Source organism: Pseudovibrio sp. Ad13 (genome assembly GCF_001623225.1).
Lineage (GTDB): Bacteria > Pseudomonadota > Alphaproteobacteria > Rhizobiales > Stappiaceae > Pseudovibrio.
In genome coordinates this window covers 219925-234643 of the sequence record NZ_LMCC01000006.1, presented here as the reverse complement: position 1 = coordinate 234643, position 14719 = coordinate 219925, and the positions used below count along the sequence as shown (strand labels likewise).

At 50.8% G+C, this 14719-nt stretch carries 14 protein-coding genes; 10 read left to right on the top strand and 4 right to left on the bottom strand.

Features of this window, described 5'->3' with window-relative positions; genetic code table 11:
• The first annotated feature begins 129 nt into the window (after positions 1-129).
• Positions 130-483: a VOC family protein gene (locus tag PsAD13_RS10350; protein ID WP_063318089.1), complete on the top strand. Its 354-nt coding sequence runs from the start codon at positions 130-132 to the stop codon at positions 481-483.
• A gap of 112 nt (positions 484-595) precedes the next feature.
• Positions 596-982 carry a hypothetical protein gene (locus PsAD13_RS10345; RefSeq protein ID WP_063318088.1) on the top strand — a complete coding sequence of 129 codons (387 nt, stop codon included), beginning with the start codon at positions 596-598 and terminating at the stop codon, positions 980-982.
• Positions 983-1011: 29 nt separating this feature from the next.
• On the opposite strand, the gene PsAD13_RS10340 is transcribed toward PsAD13_RS10345, so the two are convergent.
• Positions 1012-2274: a multidrug effflux MFS transporter gene (locus PsAD13_RS10340; RefSeq protein WP_063318087.1), complete on the bottom strand. Its 1263-nt coding sequence runs from the start codon at positions 2272-2274 to the stop codon at positions 1012-1014.
• Positions 2275-2577: 303 nt separating this feature from the next.
• Here PsAD13_RS10340 and PsAD13_RS10335 point away from each other — a divergent pair, with 303 nt between their 5' ends.
• Positions 2578-3819, top strand: coding sequence for a hypothetical protein (locus PsAD13_RS10335; protein WP_063318086.1), 1242 nt, complete (start codon positions 2578-2580; stop codon positions 3817-3819).
• An 8-nt stretch (positions 3820-3827) separates the two neighbouring features.
• Here the strand turns inward: PsAD13_RS10335 and PsAD13_RS10330 are convergent, their stop codons facing one another.
• On the bottom strand, positions 3828-4277 hold the full coding sequence (locus PsAD13_RS10330; protein ID WP_063310210.1) for a GtrA family protein: 450 nt from the start codon (positions 4275-4277) through the stop codon (positions 3828-3830).
• Positions 4277-5755, bottom strand: coding sequence for a UbiA family prenyltransferase (locus PsAD13_RS10325; RefSeq protein ID WP_084404693.1), 1479 nt, complete (start codon positions 5753-5755; stop codon positions 4277-4279). The genes PsAD13_RS10330 and PsAD13_RS10325 overlap by 1 nt, the downstream gene beginning before the upstream one ends.
• A gap of 498 nt (positions 5756-6253) precedes the next feature.
• Here PsAD13_RS10325 and PsAD13_RS10320 point away from each other — a divergent pair, with 498 nt between their 5' ends.
• The 6 genes from PsAD13_RS10320 to PsAD13_RS10295 all read left to right on the top strand — a co-directional run bounded on the left by PsAD13_RS10320 (position 6254) and on the right by PsAD13_RS10295 (position 12109).
• Positions 6254-7882: a peptide ABC transporter substrate-binding protein gene (locus PsAD13_RS10320; RefSeq protein WP_063287808.1), complete on the top strand. Its 1629-nt coding sequence runs from the start codon at positions 6254-6256 to the stop codon at positions 7880-7882.
• Between the two features lie 94 nt (positions 7883-7976).
• Positions 7977-8900, top strand: coding sequence for an oligopeptide ABC transporter permease OppB (oppB, locus tag PsAD13_RS10315; RefSeq protein WP_057463860.1), 924 nt, complete (start codon positions 7977-7979; stop codon positions 8898-8900).
• 11 nt (positions 8901-8911) lie between these two features.
• Positions 8912-9841, top strand: coding sequence for an ABC transporter permease subunit (locus tag PsAD13_RS10310; RefSeq protein WP_193757828.1), 930 nt, complete (start codon positions 8912-8914; stop codon positions 9839-9841).
• Positions 9842-9852: 11 nt separating this feature from the next.
• Positions 9853-10707 carry an ATP-binding cassette domain-containing protein gene (locus PsAD13_RS10305; RefSeq protein ID WP_063293031.1) on the top strand — a complete coding sequence of 285 codons (855 nt, stop codon included), beginning with the start codon at positions 9853-9855 and terminating at the stop codon, positions 10705-10707.
• Positions 10708-10745: 38 nt separating this feature from the next.
• Positions 10746-11570: an ATP-binding cassette domain-containing protein gene (locus PsAD13_RS10300; protein WP_208980942.1), complete on the top strand. Its 825-nt coding sequence runs from the start codon at positions 10746-10748 to the stop codon at positions 11568-11570.
• Positions 11571-11701: 131 nt separating this feature from the next.
• The gene (locus PsAD13_RS10295; RefSeq protein WP_063318085.1) at positions 11702-12109 is read left to right on the top strand and encodes a GFA family protein; all 408 of its coding nucleotides are present in this window, start codon (positions 11702-11704) and stop codon (positions 12107-12109) included.
• A 2-nt stretch (positions 12110-12111) separates the two neighbouring features.
• Here the strand turns inward: PsAD13_RS10295 and PsAD13_RS10290 are convergent, their stop codons facing one another.
• A complete protein-coding gene (locus tag PsAD13_RS10290; RefSeq protein WP_063318084.1) occupies positions 12112-13308 on the bottom strand; it encodes a benzoate/H(+) symporter BenE family transporter in 1197 nt (398 codons plus the stop codon).
• A 290-nt stretch (positions 13309-13598) separates the two neighbouring features.
• On the opposite strand from PsAD13_RS10290, the gene PsAD13_RS10285 reads away from it, so the two are divergent.
• Positions 13599-14594, top strand: coding sequence for a UDP-glucuronic acid decarboxylase family protein (locus tag PsAD13_RS10285; protein ID WP_063318083.1), 996 nt, complete (start codon positions 13599-13601; stop codon positions 14592-14594).
• The last annotated feature ends 125 nt before the right edge of the window (positions 14595-14719 follow it).

The window sequence follows — 14719 nt, the reverse complement described above, 5'->3', positions numbered from 1 at the left end:
TGAATATCTTGCTTGCAACTATAACGATAGGACTGAGTTATCTATCTCACCAATCTAGTTTTGTTGCAATATTGGAGATTTGCGGGAGGTCTTTGGGAAAGAGCCCCCTGTTTTCCTTAGGGATTTGAAATTATGAAATCTGGAAAAATCAATTACATCGAGTTGCCAGCTGCTGATCTGGAAGCCGTAAAGACATTTTACAGCGATGCACTCGGTTGGACTTTCGAGGACTACGGCCCTGACTACGCTGCCTTCAATGATGGTGACTTCAATGGCGGCTTCTTCAAGGCAGACCTGTCGTCCTCCACCGCAAGCGGTGCGGCGCTTGTTGTGCTTTATGCCGAAGATTTGGAAGCACTGCAGGACACACTGATGAAGAACGACGCAAAAATCTGCCGAGAGATCTTCACCTTCCCGGGTGGGCGCCGGTTCCATTTTCTTGACCCGAACAACAACGAGCTTGCTGTGTGGTCAGACAAATAACAGGCGAAGGCATCGCTGACCTGCAATATTAGTGGGGGTGAATTGAGGGATTCACCCTTCTCTATGAATAGGCGTAGCTTCCAAGCGAAATCCAGTTTCTCAGGAGATTCGCGTGCGGTTCGCCAAAGCATCAGACGCCGGTCAGTTCAGCCCCCTCAGTTTTAAAGGGGCTTCCCTCGGAGCTATCATTGCATCTGCAGTGCTCCTCACCGGATGCCAATCCAATGTATTTGGACCCGATCCGTCGAACCCTCCTCCTGATGCTTATGTTGTTTCTATCGAAACCAAGCCATCTGGCGCGCAATGCATCTTGGATGGGTTTGCTGAAAACCTGCACGTGGAAAGCCCCGGCCAACTCGTCATTCCAAAGGAATACAAAGACGCGCAAATCGTGTGCACAAAGGAAGGCCACGAGGAAGTTCGCGATGACTGGTACCCCGGTGCGGGCGTAGAAATGCCGACAGTCTCCTGGGTCAGGACACTTCCGAAGAAACAGTAGTCCCTGTCATTTGAACATATTAGCAGCGCTTAGGCGCTGGCTTCAGCTGAGGTCGTGTTTGACAACGCGATCTTTTCTGCTTTCTGCACCCTTGCGCCAATAACCACCAGCACAAGTGCAATTCCGCCAAAAACGCAGAACGCAAAGGACAAGGGCAGCAAGGTCTGATCGTAGAAACGGCCAACAATCACAGAGAGGATGAGCGCAATAAACGTGGTGGTCGCGCCAACCAATGTTGCAGCCAAGCCAGCGATATGCCCGAGTGGTTCCATGGACATGGCGTTCAGATTTCCGTTCAACATCGGCTGACAAAAGAACGCCAGCGAAAGATAGGTCATGAACAACCACAGATCAGGCGTGGTATCAATGAGGAGCAGATACATCGCAAAGCTGAGGCTGGTGACAATCTGAATTGTCAGCGCAGCACGGCACATGTTCTGCAAGCCGATACGTCTGACAATACGGCCATTGACGATGGACGCCATGCCAAACACGACGGCAATTCCGGAGAAATAGAGCGGGAATGTTTCGTGGACGTTGAAAATGTCTGCAAACATCGGCTGAGCAGTGCTCAGATATGTCATCATCGTACCAAAAACAAAGCCTGAAGCCGCTGTATAGTACAGCGTCGCTTTATGGCTTACGACTTCTTCAAGACCTTCCCAAAGCACTCTGGGCGTGATTACCCGGCGATTTTCCGGTTTCAGTGTTTCCGGCTGACGCATTGCCAGCCAGATGCAGCCAACAGACGCCATAACCAACATGATGACAAAAATTGCCCGCCACCCAGCGGCAAATAGAATGCCCTGACCAATCAACGGCGCTAATGTGGGCACAATAATAAACACTGCTGTTACAAACGATAGGATACGCGCCATTTCCGCGCCGACATATTTGTCGCGAACAATCGCCATAACAACCGTCCGGTGAGCACTGGCTCCGACACCTTGAAGCAGACGCCCGAAAATCATCATTGGCAGTGATGTCGCCGTGGCTGCGAGCACGGCACCAATTGCGAAAACAACAGACCCCGCATAAACCGCAGGCTTTCTGCCAAAGCGATCAGAGACGGGGCCAAAAACAAACTGACCCAAGCTTAATCCAAGAAATAACGCAGAAATGATGAGCTGGACGTTGTTGGAATTTCCGACATTTAAATCTTTGCCGATGACTGAAAATGCCGGCAGCACGGCGTCAATCGAAAGCGCAGTCAAGCTGGTCAGCGTAGCCATGAGGGCAACAAATTCAACCGTTCCCAGGCTTGCACCTGCGGTTTTCGGAGAGTCCGACATCTGGATATTCCTGTTTCAATCCTGGCATAACTGCGGGTTTATTTTTAAAAACCCAACACCATGGATCTACCGCGATTGCGGCATAGTCTGTGGGAGCAACATCTTTCACCTATCAGGCAACAAACGTGAAATCAAGAAATGAGATGAATTGTAATCAATGACGTTCTTTGAGGAGTTAGCACTGAGAATGTATTTAGTGCGGTTACTTTTGCGAGAACTGCGCGCCAATTTTGGTCCTCTTGCACACCTTTAAGAAGACACTAGGATTCTTGATGTTATTACTCTCCCATATTTGGGGGCATTATGATTTCGATTGACCGTTTTAGAGGCGCACTCCTCACAACAATTCTTGCTGGTTTGGTTTCCATTCTTCTGGCAGTCATTGTTTTCCGCATGATTGGGGAGCAGGCAGAAAGTAATTCTTACGCCTTGCTTGCGGAGGCTTTTTTGCAAGGCCGCTTTGAGGCTTCGCGCTGCTTTGATCTGGACTGTGCGCTTTTCGAAGACAAGATCTTTGTCATATTCCCCCCCGTACCAGCCTTGATCGCTCTGCCATTTGTGGCCGTATTGGGTGTAGGGTTTCATCATTTTATTGCTCTGGGACTGATTTGCTTTTTCATTACCGGTTTGGTGTGGTGGCAAATTACGCGCAACTACCAGACGGACTACCGACTGGCTCTATTGCTTGTCGCAGCTTTTCTTTTTGCGACACCGCTGCAATACACTGTGCTCCGCGCCGATGGTGTCTGGTTCTTTGCGCAAGCCGTCGCTGCGATGTTGACGTCACTGGCACTCTGGTCAGCGCTCATCAAGAGAAATGCTTGGCTTGTGGGATTGTTTATCGGTCTCGCATTCCTCACCCGGCAGATGAGCATTCTTTACATGCCGTTCTTTTTTGTTCTGATGACGCCACCGGACAGGTCCATCTTTGCAATCAATGCTGAGAGTATTGGGCGCCTGCTCAAACTCGCAGTCTTTCCTGCAATCGCAATAGGCATCTACTTTGCTTACAATTACGCCCGCTTCGGCGATCCTATGCAAACTGGGTATGCGTACATCTTCCCGCCAGAATGGGATGCTCTGGGTGATCCATCTGCGTCATGGATTGAGGATCGTGTTCAAGAGCTGGGCTTGTTCCATCGGGATTATCTGCTCTTCAACCTGATCCACTTCTTCGTGCAAGGGCCGGATGTAGAGTTTTCAGGCAAATACCTGACGCAGATGAGCGGCTTTGGCGACAAGGGTATAGCGCTCTTCATCGGCGCTCCGTTCTTGCTTTACTTCTTCCTCGCCAAATGGAACCGGGAATACCTTTTTGCAGGGCTGACAATCGCTCTCATCGCCGGAGTGACACTCTTCTACCATTCCAACGGCTTTTCTCAATATTCCGTGCAGCGCTACGTGCTGGACTGGCTCCCGCTCATGATGCTCTTCGTTGTGCGCACCGTGCGACAAGACAACATGGGGATCTTCGCTATGTTTGTGGCGCAAGCTTTGTTTCTCAACGTCGCCATGCAAGCGCTTGCTTTTGCGGCAAACGGTTGAGTTCCGCTCTATCGGGTTTGGCGGAAAGTGATCACCTTGTGGCCAAGATAGTTCGTCACCGCTCCAACAGCGATGGCGACACCATGTGCAAGTGCCTGTGCGATAAAGAGTGGTAGGGTAGTCATGAGCATTGCGTTTAAGCCAACAGACAGCCCAAGCACGATAAGAGCTGAGCAGAGATTCACTCCAAGAAAGATGAGTACCTGTCGTTTGATGCTTTCGGGTTTCTGCGCCCCTACAAACACAAAATGCTTATAGAGCGTGTATCCAACACTCATTCCAATGAAATAGGCCAGCAACACCGCCAGCCAAAACGGCATGAATACAGACAGAGCAATCCGCAGAAGCCAGTTTACAAAGGCAGCAAAGCCACCAGCAAACAGAAATCTGACAATCTGCCTGAATTCAGGACTGGTGTCATAAGAAGACTTGAGCGCGGCAAGGCGAGCAGCAACCATCAGATCAAATAGCCTCCGAACCATGCGAACACAAACAGGATGGCCAGCATACCGCCAAGCACGAGGCTCTGCTTATCCTTCAATGCGAAGACCACGGGGTCATCGTTCAGTTCCAGTCTCTGGCATTTCAGCCAGACGCGACCAAGCCAAAGAAACAGAATGGGTGGCATGCCCCACAAAAGCACAGATGCGGAATAAAAGTTGGCGTTGAACGCTTCATTGGTCAGGTAAAGCACCATAACCAGCGTTGCTGCCAATCCACTTGCCGAGCCGAGGGCAAGGAGCACCGGCAAATCTCTGTTTCGATACCCGCGCCCAGACATCTCCCCATTTGTGCCAGCCTCCACATGGCGACCAAGCTCCGTATGGCGCTTCGCCAAAGACAGCGAGAGGAACAAATACATAGAGAAGACAAAGAGCCAGGGGGAGGGCGGCACATCAACCAGCGTTACACCCACCCCAAGACGCATTGTGAACAGCACGGCCAAAACAGCGGTGTCAAGCAATGGCACGCGCTTCAGATAAAAGGAATAAGCAACCGTTGTTACCAAGTATGCGAAGAGCCCCAATACGACGAAGGGTCCTAACGTCGCCGCGATGGCAAAACTCAGAGCAAACCCCAAAGGGATAGCCAACATAGCATGGGCGATCTTCAGCTTGCCCGATGCCAACGGCCTTGCCTTCTTGCTCCAATGCTGGCGATCTGCTTCAAGATCCCAAAGGTCGTTCAACAAATAAGTGGAGCTTGCAAGAATGCCGAGAGCCACAAAGCCCAGCACCGCACTCGCCCATGCTGCAGGGTTCAAAGCCTGACCACCCAGAATAAGAGGCACAAAGAGCAGCGTGTTCTTTGCCCACTGGTGGAGGCGCAAACTCTTCAGGAGCGGACGAAAAAAACCATCAGGTCTTGCAAAGGTCTTTTCTACCTCCCCACATCGCATCGCTTTTTGAGATAAACTATCGGAAGGGTGGACGATTAAGGAGCGGACAGCGCTTTTAAAGACAGGCAGATCGGAAATACTATCACCAGCATACGCAAAACCATCCGGAAACCTTTGTTCCAGGTAGCTAGCTTTGTTGCCTGATTTCAGATTGATCTTGCCGTTGCTGGCGTGAACTTCATTAACAAAACCGAGCCGATTAGCAACTGCGATAGCCAGAACTTCATCAGCGGCAGTCGCCATATGAACGTCACGTCCTTTACCAGCTTCTGCACGAGCATAGGCAACAACATCTTCGTTCAACGGCAGATCATCGATTTTTAAATCTACGCGAATGGCCAGTTGCTGTTTTACATAAGCACGTCCGCGAAAGAGCCAATAAAAAACAACGAATAAGTTCAAAGGGTTTGATTTGAGGAACAGAATGAGTGCTTCAAAAAAGCAATCCGTTCGTATCAGCGTGTGATCAAGATCTAATATAAGCGGCAGTTGTAATTCAGGTTCCGCCGACCTCTGAAGTCTCTGAATATCTTCCATGTGCCCCACCCGAAGACTCTGCCCTGCAAAGAGTATGGGTTATGAATACCTAACTAATTACTCTCAATTTTGGTTAATAGTGTCTGCGAATGATTCAGATGTTTTTTCTTGGAAATTTTATTGAAGGCAAAACTACTTAAAAAGCTTACAAAGCCTAGGATTGTGCAAGGTTCCTAGCCAAACGATCTAGCTACATTTCCCCCAGGATATGATGCAGCGGGCATTTCTTGCGAAGAATACAATTGAATAAGAGAAAAACTACGTTAGAGTGCGTACCGGGATATGCGTATCTGCCAGCAGCGAGGGGAACTGAGCATAAAGCCACTCGTGGGGAGCTGCTAACAGGCGAAATAATTTCTATTTTGCGTTGCTCTCAGGAAAATATGCAATTTTTTGAGTTTGCCCTTCAATTGAGGTGAACTCTAGATCCTATTGAGAAATGTATCCAAGTCGGCGCTGTTGGGGAACAGGCGACCGATGTAGTGAGGAGATTCCTAGATGAAATTCAGCAAAAGCTCTCTTTTGGCGAGCGTAGTCGGCACCGCATTGCTATCTACCTCTGCATTTGCTGCGGGTGTTCATCCAGAAACAGGCGAGAAACTCGCTGACGACCAGACTTTCACATATCGTATTCTCGACGAGCACTCTTCTTTTGACCCGCAGGTCAACGAAGACGTATCCGGCTCCGAGATCTCACGTAACTTGTTTGAAGGTCTTTACAGCCAGGACAACCTTGGCAACCTGGTACCAGGTGTTGCTCTGAGCCACACTGTTTCTGACGACAACCTGACTTACACGTTCAAACTTCGCGACAATGCTAAGTGGTCCGATGGCAAGCCTGTAACTGCAGGTGATTTCGTATATGCATGGCGCCGTTTGGCGAGCCCGGAACTCGCATCTCCATACCAGTGGTATGCTGAGTTGATGTCCGTTGAGAATGCAGACGCCATCGTTAAAGGCGACATGAAGCCTGAAGAACTCGGCATCAAAGCTATTGACGATCACACTCTTGAAGTAAAGCTGACAAAGCCACTGCCTTACTTCACTGCAATGACCACACACTCCAGTACCTTCCCATCTCCTAAATGGGCGATTGAAGCACATGGCGCTGCCTGGACTAAGCCGGAAAATATCGTTTCTAACGGTGCTTATAAGCTGGTAAAGCACGTTCCGCAGGAAACTGCTATTATGGAGCGTAACACCAACTACTGGGACAACGAGAGCACAATCATCGACAAGGTTGAAACCCTTGTAATCAACGATGAAAACATCGCTCTGACCCGCTACCTTGCTGGCGAAACCGACCGCACCGAAGTTCCTGCAGGTCAGTTCCCACGTTTGAAGAAAGAGTATCCAGATCAGGCTGTGGTTTTCCCACGTCTCTGCTCTTACTACTACACCTTCAACCTGTCTGATTCCGGTCCGGAAGAGTTTAAAGATGTTCGTGTTCGCAAGGCACTGGCATACGCTCTTGACCGCCGCGTCATCACCGACGCTGTTCTTCAGGGCGGCCAGTTCCCAGCTTACACCTTCACTCCTGCTGTAACAGCTGGCTTTGAAGTTCCAAAAGTGGACTTCGCTGGCTGGTCACAACAAGAGCGTGATGCAAAAGCGAAAGAACTGCTTGAAGCTGCTGGTTTCACCAAAGACAACCCGCTTGAGTTTGACCTCGTTTACAACACTTCTGAAGGCCACAAGAAAATCGCTATTGCGATGACCCAGATGTGGAAGCAGAAGCTTGGCGTTAAAGTCAACATGAACAACATGGAATGGAAGACATTCCTGAACGAGCGTGGTAACCAGAACTTTGAGCTTGCTCGTGGTGCATGGTGTGGCGATTACAACGAAGCATCTACCTTCCTTGATCTGATGGATTCAGAATCCGGTTACAATGACGGTAAGTTTGTGAACGCTGAAGTTGATGAGCTGCTGTCAGGCGCAAAATCAACTGCAAACCCACAGCCAAACTACACTCGTATTGAAGAGATCATGTCTGCAGAAATGCCAGTCATTCCGATCTACCACTACACCAACGTTTACATGATGAACGCACAGTTGAAAAACTGGCCGATCAAAAACGCTGAGCAGAACTGGTACGCTAAAAACCTCTACAAGGTTGCGAAGTAATCCAGCAATCAAGAGCACCGGTGTCCCAGACGCCGGTGTTTTTGCATCTTTTTGTTGCTGAATCACCCGTTCTTCATACGAGACACTAATAACAATGCTCAGCTACATCCTACGAAGAGTGGCTATCGCAATTCCTACATTGCTGCTGCTCATAATAATCTCATTCTTGCTCATGCATGCGGCACCCGGTGGCCCATTCACATCCGAGCGTCCGCTCCCTCCTGCGGTTCTTGCCAACATTGAGGCCAAGTATGGCCTGAATAATCCAATATATGTTCAAATCGTCAACTATATTGGTGGAATCATTACAGAATTCGACTTCGGGCCATCCTTTAAGTACAAGGACCGAAGCGTAAATGACATCATCGCACACGGTTTTCCAGTCACACTGACCTACGGCTTCCTGTCGTTTGCAGTCGCAGTCATTGTTGGAGGCGCGCTAGGTATCGCAGCAGCGCTCAAACAGAACAGCTGGCTTGATTACTTTGCTGTTGGTGTTTCTATCGGTGCGCAGGTGCTGCCTAACTTTGTTATGGCACCAATCCTTGTTCTGGTGTTCACTTTGTGGCTGGGCTGGTTGCCTGGTGGCGGCTGGAACGACGGGCAATGGAACCACCTGATCTTGCCGGTGATCGCACTTTCTACCAGTTACATGGCATCCGTTGCGCGTTTGACGCGGTCCTCCATGCTGGAAGTGTTGCATACCAACTTTATCCGCACAGCCATGGCTAAAGGCCTGCCGTATAGAGTTATCATCTTCAAGCACGCGCTTAAGCCTGCTTTGCTGCCAGTCATGTCTTATCTCGGCCCTGCATTCGTCTCCATGATCACAGGTTCCGTTATCATTGACATGTACTTCTCGACCGGTGGTATCGGCCAGTTCTATGTGAACTCAGCACTCAACCGAGATTACGCTGTGATGATGGGTATCACGATCCTCATCGGTGGTCTCACCATTCTCTTCAATCTCATTGTCGACATCCTGTACGCATGGGTCGACCCGAAGATTAGATACTGAGGGCTGAGCACATGATGGTAGATGTTCAAAAAATGGAGCAGTTGGCAGACAATCTGGCTGCTCAAGAAGAAGTCGTAGGGCGTTCTCTGTTCGCAGATGCCCGTCGCCGCTTTTTCAAAAACAAGGCTGCAGTGGTCAGCCTGATCCTTTTGTGCGGTGTATTCCTGTTCTCAACCCTCGGTCACATGATCGCAGTTTGGTCCAACGAAGAGATCGATTGGGGTATTCTGGGTCAGATCGCAGAGCTCGGCGCACCAAACCTCGAGAACGGTCACTATTTTGGGGCCGATGAACTTGGTCGGGATCTGTTCGCTCGTGTCATTCAGGGAACTCAGATCTCGCTAATGGTCGGCATCGTCGGCGCCTTGATCGCTGTTATCGTTGGCACATTGTACGGCGCGATCGCTGGTTACTCTGGCGGTAAAGTCGACAACGTGATGATGCGTATCGTCGATATTCTGCAGTCCATTCCTTACATGTTTGTTCTGATCCTGCTGCTGGTGGTGTTCGGGCGTTCAATCTTCATGCTCTTCGTGGGTATCGGTTTGATCTCCTGGCTCGATATGTCTCGTATTGCACGTGGACAGACGCTGACGCTGAAGAACAAAGAGTTTGTTGAAGCTGCAATCGCGACTGGCGTAAAGCCGATCACGATCATCCTTCGCCACATCGTGCCGAACCTTCTGGGCGTTGTGGTCGTGTACTCAACCCTTCTGGTCCCGCAGATGATCCTGACCGAGAGCTTTATTTCGTTCCTTGGTCTGGGTGTTCAGGAGCCTAACACCAGCTGGGGTGCGTTGATTGCTGAAGGCGCTGGAACAATGCAGTATGGCACGTTGTGGCAGCTGGCATTCCCAATGTTCTTCTTCATCATCACTCTGTTCAGCTTTTTCTTTATCGGCGATGGTCTGCGCGATGCGCTTGACCCTAAAGACCGGTAGGAGGTGAAATCGTGGCACTCTTGGATATCCAAAATCTACGGATCACCTACAACACTCCGGACGGAGTGGTAGAAGCCGTAAGAAACGTAAACCTGCAAATCGACAAGGGCGAGACCCTTGCGATCGTAGGTGAATCCGGCTCTGGTAAAAGCCAGACGGCCTTCGCGACCATGGGGCTTCTGCCTCATAATGCGCAGGTTTCCGGATCGATTAAGTATCAGGGTCAGGAGATCATCGGGCTTTCTCATGAGGGAATGAACAAGCTTCGCTCCAATGAGATCGCGATGATCTTTCAGGACCCAATGACCTCCCTGAACCCGTATTTGCGCATCTCGGACCAAATGGCTGAGACGCTCATTTACAACTCGCCAGACGGCAAGCGCATGAAGAAGAAAGATGCAATTGCTGAATGTGTGCGGATGCTCGAAGCGGTGAAGATCCCGAATGCAAAAAACCGCATTCATCTTTACCCGCATGAGTTCTCCGGCGGCATGCGTCAGCGTGTGATGATTGCAATGTCTTTGCTGTGTCGTCCAAAACTGCTGATCGCAGATGAGCCGACAACCGCACTGGATGTGACCGTTCAGGCACGCATCATGGATCTGCTGGTGGAACTTCAGGAAGAGTTCCACATGGCGATTGTTCTCATCACCCATAACCTCGGCATCGTGGCAGGCTCCTGTGAGCGCACTATGGTGATGTACAAGGGTGAAGTGATGGAGCAGGGCTCTACTGTCGATATCTTCGGCAAGCCAAGTCATCCATACACGCAAGGTCTGCTGAGCGCCGTTCCACGTCTGGATCAGGACGAAGAACGTCTGGTTACGCTGGATCGCAGCTTTGAAACCCAAATGGCGGAGGGCTGATTTTGAGCACGAAAGAGCCAATCTTATCCGTTCGCGACATGCGGGTGGAATTCAAAATCAAAAAGCAAAATGCTTTGCCTTGGCATCAGCCAGACATTCTGCGGGCGGTTAAAGGTGTTTCCTTTGATCTGGCAGAAGGCGAAACCCTTGGCATCGTGGGTGAATCCGGCTGTGGTAAGTCCACTCTTGCCCGTGCGATCATTCGTATGATCCCATCTCAGGGCGGCGAAGTGTTCTGGCAGGGCCGCGACCTGATGAAGATGAACGAGAAAGACCTTCTGGCGACCCGCAAGGAAATCCAGATGATCTTTCAGGATCCTCTCGCATCACTTAACCCGCGCCTGACGGCTGGCCAGATCATCGCGGAACCGCTGAAAACGCACTATCCGAACACATCCAAGGATGAAGTGAAGAAGCAAGTGCGTGAGCTCATGGAGAAAGTTGGTCTGTCCGCACGGATGATCAACCGCTATCCGCACGAGTTCTCTGGCGGGCAGTGTCAACGTATCGGTATCGCGCGTGCGCTGATCACCAATCCTAAGCTGATCATCTGCGACGAGCCTGTTTCCGCGCTTGACGTATCTGTTCAGGCACAGGTGGTGAACTTGCTGATGGACCTGCAGAAAGAGCTCGGCCTGTCTCTGCTGTTCATTGCACACGATCTGAGCGTGGTGAAGCACATCAGTAACCGCATCATGGTTCTTGAGTTTGGTGACATCGCTGAGATTGGCGAAGCACACGACGTGATCCACAATCCGCAGAGCCCTTACACCAAAGAGCTGATCAATGCGGTGCCGATCCCTGACCCTATTGCGGAACGCAAGCGCATCGCGGAACGGCGTGCGTTGGAAGCAAAAGCCTAAAAGAATTTGTATCCTGGATACAACAGACGGCGGGGCAAATGCTCCGCCGTTTTTTTATGTTTTGCATTTAAAGACCGACGCTGCCACATTGCCGCTCCAACCAATTATATCTGCCCTTCAAGGCCATCATTATGCGCGAAACTCATAAAGGCTCCTGCCTGTGCGGGACCGTTCAATTTCAGATTCAAGCCACCTTTAAGAAGTTCTATTTCTGCCACTGCAACTATTGCCGCAAGGGAACCGGGTCCGTACACGGCTCCAATCTCTTTTCCTTTGATGCAGACTTCGCCTGTACCAGTGGAGAGGAGTCCATAAAGTCCTATAATGTGCCGTCCACCCAGCACCGCAGAAGCTTTTGCGAAGAATGCGGCTCTCCAGTGCCGACACATGACCGAGAAAACAACTTCCTCGTTGTGCCTGCCGGGTCGCTGGACACACCTGTCGATACCCAGCCGACCGCGCACATTTTCATGGCCAGCAAGGCAAATTGGGATGATCATCTGGAAGACGTCACGAAGTTTGATAAGTTCCCTAAGTAGTCCTAGGCTTTGTCTGTAACCTGTTCACTCGGCGAGCCCTTCTGCTTCCACTCCATCCAGAACTTAAGCCCCATACCGACCAGAAGCCCCCAGAATGCTGCCCCAATGCCAAAGAAGGACAGACCGGACGCAGTGATCAGGAAGGTCAAAATGGCGGGCTCACGACTTGGTGCGTCTTTCAGCATGCCCTGAACTGAGACGGTGAGTGTTCCAATCAACGCCAGTCCAGCAACGCCGCCAATCAAAATGCGCGGTGCCAGTTCAACCACACCGACAAACCCGGCAGAAAAGATGCCGAAGATGATATAAACAACTCCCGCAATCACCGCGGCCCAATACCGCTTTGCAGGGTCTTTGTGAGCATCTTCATTGGCACATATGGCAGCAGTGATGGCCGCAAGGCTGATCCCGTGCCCGCCAAACGGTGCGCTGAGCACGGAACCAGCGCCTGTCCAGCTGAAAAGCGGCCCGGGAACGGGCTGATACCCAAAGGAACGCAGGATCGAGACACCCGGAATATTCTGGGACGCCATTGTGACGATATAGATCGGTATGCCAATCCCAATCAAAGCAGAGAGTGAGAACTCTGGTATGACAAACACGGGAGCTTGCACCAGTTTCAGCGAGGTAAGGCTTGAGGTATCTGCATGGAAATAAAGCACGACAAGAAAGGCCAACAAAGCAGCAGGAACGGCCAATAACTTGTTGACCTGCCCAGCAACAAACCATGCCAGCACTACTGGCAAAGCGAGGGCAGGGATCTCGGCCACCGCTTCAAAGGGTACAAGACATAGCGGCAGGATGACGCCTGCCAGCATGGCCTGGGCCAGAGTAACCGGGATCAGGCCAACAATGCGGCCCAGGGGCTTCCAAAGCCCTGTAATGACCACAAGCACCCCAGCAAACACAAAGGCACCGACAGCGGCTGCAAATCCGCCCTCTGGAAGACCGGAGGTCGCCAACAGCGCGGCACTGGGTGTGGACCAGGCGACGGAAATGGGAACACGCTTCCATAAGCTGAAGCCAATACCGCAAATCCCCATGGCGATAGCGAGTGCCATGAGGCCAGAGGTTGCTTGTTCTGCGCTTGCACCAACCCCGCTCAATCCATGCAACACGATGGCAAATGAACTGGCGAACCCAACAAAAGCAGAAAGAATACCAGCGCTGGTAGCACTAGCTGAAAGGGAGGAAGACATTAGGGCCCTGCAACAAGCTGTTGGCGTGAACCTCTCAAATTTGGGGAACAGAGAAGCCGCGCGAGGCGTGAGGAGATCTACTGGTAATGCTAACAGCCATGGTGCTGTGAGCAAGCCTTCAACCAGTACATTTATTTGAATTTTGCTCAACAAACACGTGTAGGGCTTCATCTCATTGAAAACACTATAATTTATCAGGACCCAATTATCGGGAGAGGTTTTTCAATATTTACGTTCCAAAGCAGCCTGATAGGCTTTTCCAATCTTTGGCGGTATTGCGGATTGGCCTCATGTTCTCACTTGATGATCGGCGCAGAATTCTTGTGACAGGAGGTTCAGGCTTTCTGGGCTCCTATCTCAGTAAGACCCTTCTGGAGGCAGGGCATGAAGTGCTGTGCCTCGATAACTTCTTCACTGGCACCCGCATGAATGTGGAACATTTGCTGGATCACAAACGGTTTGAGCTGTTGCGGCACGATGTGTGTCAGCCGCTGTTTGTTGAGGTGGATGAAATCTACAATCTCGCCTGTCCGGCTTCTCCCGTTCACTATCAGTTTGACCCTGTGCAGACCACCAAGACCAGCGTGCTTGGTGCCATCAATATGCTGGGGCTGGCAAAGCGGGTTAAGGCGAAGATCCTGCAGGCCTCCACCTCTGAGATCTACGGTGATCCGAAGGTTCACCCGCAGCCGGAAGAGTATTGGGGCAACGTCAACCCTATTGGCGTACGCTCTTGTTATGATGAGGGAAAACGCTGCGCAGAGACACTGTTTTACGACTACTACCGCCAGAACAACATCAACATCAGAGTCATGCGGATTTTCAACACCTATGGCCCGCGCATGCACCCCAATGATGGGCGTGTGGTTTCCAACTTCATCATGCAAGCGCTGACGAACAAGCCGATTACTCTGTATGGCGATGGCATGCAAACGCGGTCTTTCTGTTACCGGGATGATCTGGTGGACGGGATGATCAAACTGATGAATGCACCGGATCACATTTCCATGCCGGTCAACATCGGCAACCCCAAGGAATTCACCATCAAACAACTCGCAGAGCTTGTGCTGGAGCTAACCGGGTCCAAGTCCCGGATCATCAGGGAGCCTCTACCTCAGGATGATCCGCTCCAGCGCAAACCTGACATCACCCGCGCCCGGGATTATCTGGGCTGGCGCCCAACCACAGAGCTGCGCGAGGGTCTGGTCAAAACAATCCAATACTTTGAACAGCTTATGTCCAAGCAAGGAGAGACAGAGGCAAAGAAACTTATGCCTGCGGAGTAGGGTAGCTCTTTAAAGCAGTTCGCATTTAAGTTGAAACACCTGAACTGCTTTAGTCTTTGTTTTTGCGTATCTTTATCCGAAAACCGGTTTCCACTTTTCGGAGATACGCTGTAGCAAATGCAGTT

Excerpts from the sequence above, each read along its gene's own strand:
- PsAD13_RS10320 (WP_063287808.1), top strand. The coding sequence starts at position 6,254 with ATGAAATTCAGCAAAAGCTCTCTTTTGGCGAGCGTAGTCGGCACCGCA.
- PsAD13_RS10335 (WP_063318086.1), top strand. The coding sequence starts at position 2,578 with ATGATTTCGATTGACCGTTTTAGAGGCGCACTCCTCACAACAATTCTT.
- PsAD13_RS10300 (WP_208980942.1), top strand. The coding sequence starts at position 10,746 with ATGCGGGTGGAATTCAAAATCAAAAAGCAAAATGCTTTGCCTTGGCAT.
- PsAD13_RS10340 (WP_063318087.1), bottom strand. The coding sequence starts at position 2,274 with ATGTCGGACTCTCCGAAAACCGCAGGTGCAAGCCTGGGAACGGTTGAA.
- PsAD13_RS10290 (WP_063318084.1), bottom strand. The coding sequence starts at position 13,308 with ATGTCTTCCTCCCTTTCAGCTAGTGCTACCAGCGCTGGTATTCTTTCT.
- PsAD13_RS10325 (WP_084404693.1), bottom strand. The coding sequence starts at position 5,755 with ATGGAAGATATTCAGAGACTTCAGAGGTCGGCGGAACCTGAATTACAA.
- oppB (WP_057463860.1), top strand. The coding sequence starts at position 7,977 with ATGCTCAGCTACATCCTACGAAGAGTGGCTATCGCAATTCCTACATTG.
- PsAD13_RS10285 (WP_063318083.1), top strand. The coding sequence starts at position 13,599 with ATGTTCTCACTTGATGATCGGCGCAGAATTCTTGTGACAGGAGGTTCA.
- PsAD13_RS10295 (WP_063318085.1), top strand. The coding sequence starts at position 11,702 with ATGCGCGAAACTCATAAAGGCTCCTGCCTGTGCGGGACCGTTCAATTT.
- PsAD13_RS10330 (WP_063310210.1), bottom strand. The coding sequence starts at position 4,277 with ATGGTTGCTGCTCGCCTTGCCGCGCTCAAGTCTTCTTATGACACCAGT.
- PsAD13_RS10310 (WP_193757828.1), top strand. The coding sequence starts at position 8,912 with ATGATGGTAGATGTTCAAAAAATGGAGCAGTTGGCAGACAATCTGGCT.